Origin of the sequence: Allopontixanthobacter sp., from assembly GCF_034376665.1 — a bacterium.
Taxonomy (GTDB): Bacteria; Pseudomonadota; Alphaproteobacteria; order Sphingomonadales; family Sphingomonadaceae; genus Allopontixanthobacter.
On record NZ_JAXMJI010000039.1, the window covers coordinates 1 to 3,501 of the forward strand.

General features: G+C 62.6%; 4 protein-coding genes. All 4 read right to left on the reverse strand.

The features are described 5' to 3' along the window. Positions 1 to 1,696 (reverse strand): sodium-translocating pyrophosphatase (locus tag U0988_RS03870; RefSeq protein ID WP_322291324.1); only part of this gene is annotated, 1,696 nt, incomplete at its 3' end. A 135-nt stretch (positions 1,697 to 1,831) separates the two neighbouring features. Further along, on the reverse strand, positions 1,832 to 2,725 hold the full coding sequence (thiL, locus tag U0988_RS03875; RefSeq protein ID WP_322291325.1) for a thiamine-phosphate kinase: 894 nt from the start codon (positions 2,723 to 2,725) through the stop codon (positions 1,832 to 1,834). Then, positions 2,722 to 3,183 carry a transcription antitermination factor NusB gene (gene nusB / locus U0988_RS03880; RefSeq protein WP_322291326.1) on the reverse strand — a complete coding sequence of 154 codons (462 nt, stop codon included), beginning with the start codon at positions 3,181 to 3,183 and terminating at the stop codon, positions 2,722 to 2,724. The genes thiL and nusB overlap by 4 nt, the downstream gene beginning before the upstream one ends. Beyond that, the coding region (locus U0988_RS03885; protein ID WP_322291327.1) for a histidinol dehydrogenase at positions 3,180 to 3,501 on the reverse strand (322 nt) is incomplete at its 5' end. The genes U0988_RS03885 and nusB, both read right to left, overlap by 4 nt.

The window sequence follows — 3,501 nt, forward strand, 5'->3', positions numbered from 1 at the left end:
GGCTGGTCCCCGCCATGATCCCCGGGTCGGCCGCGAATTGCGCGCGGACATCCTTGACCACGTCGCCCGCAGCGCGGCCGACGGCGGTCATACCCATCGCCCCGAACAAATAGGGCAACAAGGCACCGAGCAGCAGCCCGACGATCACATAGGGGTTCTCCAGACTGAAGCTGACCTCAATTTCCGGGAAAAACTCCTTGAGATCGGCCGTATAGGCGCTGAACAGCACCAGTGCGGCCAGACCGGCGGAACCGATCGCATAGCCCTTGGTCACCGCCTTGGTGGTGTTGCCCACGGCATCCAGCGCATCGGTTTTTTCCCGTACGCTTTCGTCCAGATCGGCCATTTCGGCAATGCCGCCGGCGTTGTCGGTTACCGGACCGTAGGCATCCAGTGCCACGACCATACCGGCAAGAGCCAGCATCGCGGTCGCGCCATAGGCGATGCCCATCAGGCCGGCGAGCTGGTATGTCACCACGATGGCAACCACGATTACCAGTGTCGGCAGGGCGGTCGATTCAAGGCTGATCGCCAGACCCTGGATGACATTGGTACCGTGGCCTGTTTCGGATGATTTCGCGATCGACCGAACCGGGCGGAACTGCGTACCCGTGTAATATTCGGTGATCCAGATGATCAGGCCGGTAACGGCAAGGCCGACCATCATCGCCCAGAACAGCGACATACCGGTGAAGGTCTGGCCATCGACGGTGTAGCTCGTGCCCATGCCGATGGCATAGTCTGTTGCCCAGTAGATCGCCGGGATCGACAGCACCGCAGTGGTGATGAAGCCCTTGTACAGCGCGCCCATGATGTTGTTGGAGGAGCCGAGGCGGACCATGTAGGTGCCGATGATCGAGGTAACGATGCAGACGCCGCCAACCAGCAGCGGCAGGCTCATCAGGGCCAGCAGACCTTCTTCGCCAAGATTGGTCAGCAGCAGCGCCGTCAGCACCATGGTGGCACCAACGGTCACAACGTAGGTTTCGAACAGATCGGCCGCCATCCCGGCGCAGTCGCCGACATTGTCGCCGACGTTATCCGCAATGGTAGCGGGGTTGCGTGGATCGTCTTCCGGAATTCCGGCTTCGACCTTGCCAACCAGGTCGGCACCGACATCGGCCGCCTTGGTAAAGATCCCGCCGCCGAGACGGGCGAAGATCGAAATCAGCGAAGCGCCGAATGCCAGGCCGACGAGCGCATCGATGATTTCGCGCTTTTCCGCGAGTACCGTGAGGTCGAGACCCATGGAAACGGTCATCACGTAGAAGAATACCGCGATCGCCAACAGGGCGAGACCCGCAACCAGCATCCCGGTAACTGCCCCGGCGCGGAACGCTACGGTCAGGCCCGCCTGCAGCCCGCGCTGCGCCGCTGCCGCCGTGCGTACGTTGGACCTGACCGAGATGTTCATCCCGATAAATCCGGCGACTCCCGACAGGACCGCTCCGACAACGAAACCGGTCGCGGAAATGGGACCGAGGAAAATGAATACGATGATCGCAACCACCACGCCGACCATGGCGATAGTGGTATATTGGCGCTTCAGATAGGCTTGTGCGCCTTCCTGGATGGCCCCGGCAATTTCCTGCATTTTGGCGTTGCCGGCGTCAGCGCTCAGCACTTGGCGGCTGGTGACGATGCCATAGATAATGGCGAGCAGTCCCAGCCCGATCGAAATAAGTACTAAATTCACACGAAAACCCTTCCCCAGTGGATCGAATAGAAAGCGGCCTGTTGCTACAGTTCCAGCTTGGCGCGTAGGTATAGGGGCGCGGCGAAGGCGCGCAAGCCCCGTTGAAGTTTACCCTGTTGGCAAGAGTCCAGGGGGTCAGCGCGAATGGCGAAAGCCGAGTGAATCGCCCGCAGCCGGAGGTATCCCGTTCACCAGCAAACCGGCTTCCTTGCGGGTTTCGATGGTGCCGATCTGGTGAACCGGGATGGGCCATGCGGTATTCGCCGGGCCGGTGAACAGTAGTTGATAGTCATCGCCCCAACGCAGCGCATCCCCGCGGCGGGTTTCCGGTGCGTCGAGAGGAACCGAGGCGGTGTCGATGGAGACCGTCACCCCGCTGGCCTCGGCAATCCGTCCCGCGTCGAGCAAGAGCCCATCGGAAACGTCCATCATCGCGCTGACAAAAGGCGCGAGCGCGCGGCCCTGCGCCAGCAGCGGCACCGGGCGGCAATAGGCGGCGGTATCCCGTGCCGCGCCCCCTTGGAGGGCTTCGAAACCCATCATCGCTGCGCCGACCGGGCCGGTCAGGTAGATCGCCTCTCCGGGCTGCGCGCCGGAACGGGACGGGACCGGGGTGACGCTTGCCCGGCCAATCGCGGTCAGGCTGAAGCACCGCGGTCCGTCGGCCGACACCGTGTCGCCGCCAAGCAGCGGGACTTCGTATTCGGTCAGGATTTCTGCCAGTCCCTCGATGAACCGGTCGTCGTTCGCACCGAGCATATGGGTGTAGAGGACGCCTAGCGGCGCTGCACCCTTGGCGGCGAGGTCGGACAAATTGGTCGCGGCGAGTTTCCACCCGACATCGGCCATATCCTGACTGGCCAAATAGTGAATCCCTTCGACCATGCTGTCCTGCGTCAGGATCAAGGTCTCGGTGCCAATTTCCAGCACCGCTGCATCATCGGCCAGGCCGCGCGCGGCCGGATGGGTAGCGAGCGCGCGCAGGGCGGCGATCAATCCTTCCTCCCCGTCAAGGGAGGGGCGCGTCACGGGCGCACGGCCTTGCCGACCGAATCCAGCACGCCGTTGACGAATTTCGCTTCCTTCTCGTCGAAGAAGGCATGGGCCACGTCGATATACTCGCTGATCACGACCTTTTTGGATATGTCGGCGCGGGCAAGCAATTCGTAGGCCCCGCAGCGCAGGATCTGGACCATCGTCTTGTCCAGACGGCCCACTTTCCAGCCTTCGGCCAGCTTCGATTGCAGCAATTCGTCGATCTCATCGCGCCGCGCGTCCACGCCGCTGACGATGTCGTCGAAGAAATCGACTTCGGCCTCGGCATATTGGTCGTCCTCGATTTCCTGGCCCAAGCGGTGCTGGTGGAATTCGTCAAGGAGCCGCGCCAGCACAGTTTTCTCCATCTGCTGCTGGTACAGAGCCTGGACCGCGGCGAGGCGCGCTGCCGAGCGGGCCTGCGATTTGGGCGGCGTGGCGGGTTTGGTCATTTCAATCTCATTTCAATCGATCTGGCATGGGCGGGAAGGCCTTCCGCGTTGGCCAGCGCAATGCCCGCCGGACCGATGGCGGCCAGCGCATTTTCATCGGCGGACAGGAAACTGGTGCGTTTCATGAAGTCGAGCACCGACAGCCCGCTGGCGAAGCGCGCGCGGCGTCCGGTGGGCAGCACATGATTTGGTCCGGCGACATAATCGCCGATTGCCTCGGGCGTGTGCCGACCCAGGAATACGCTTCCGGCGTGGCGGATTTTTGCGAACATGACATCCGGATCGTCGATTGCCAGTTCGACGTGTTCCGCCGCCAGC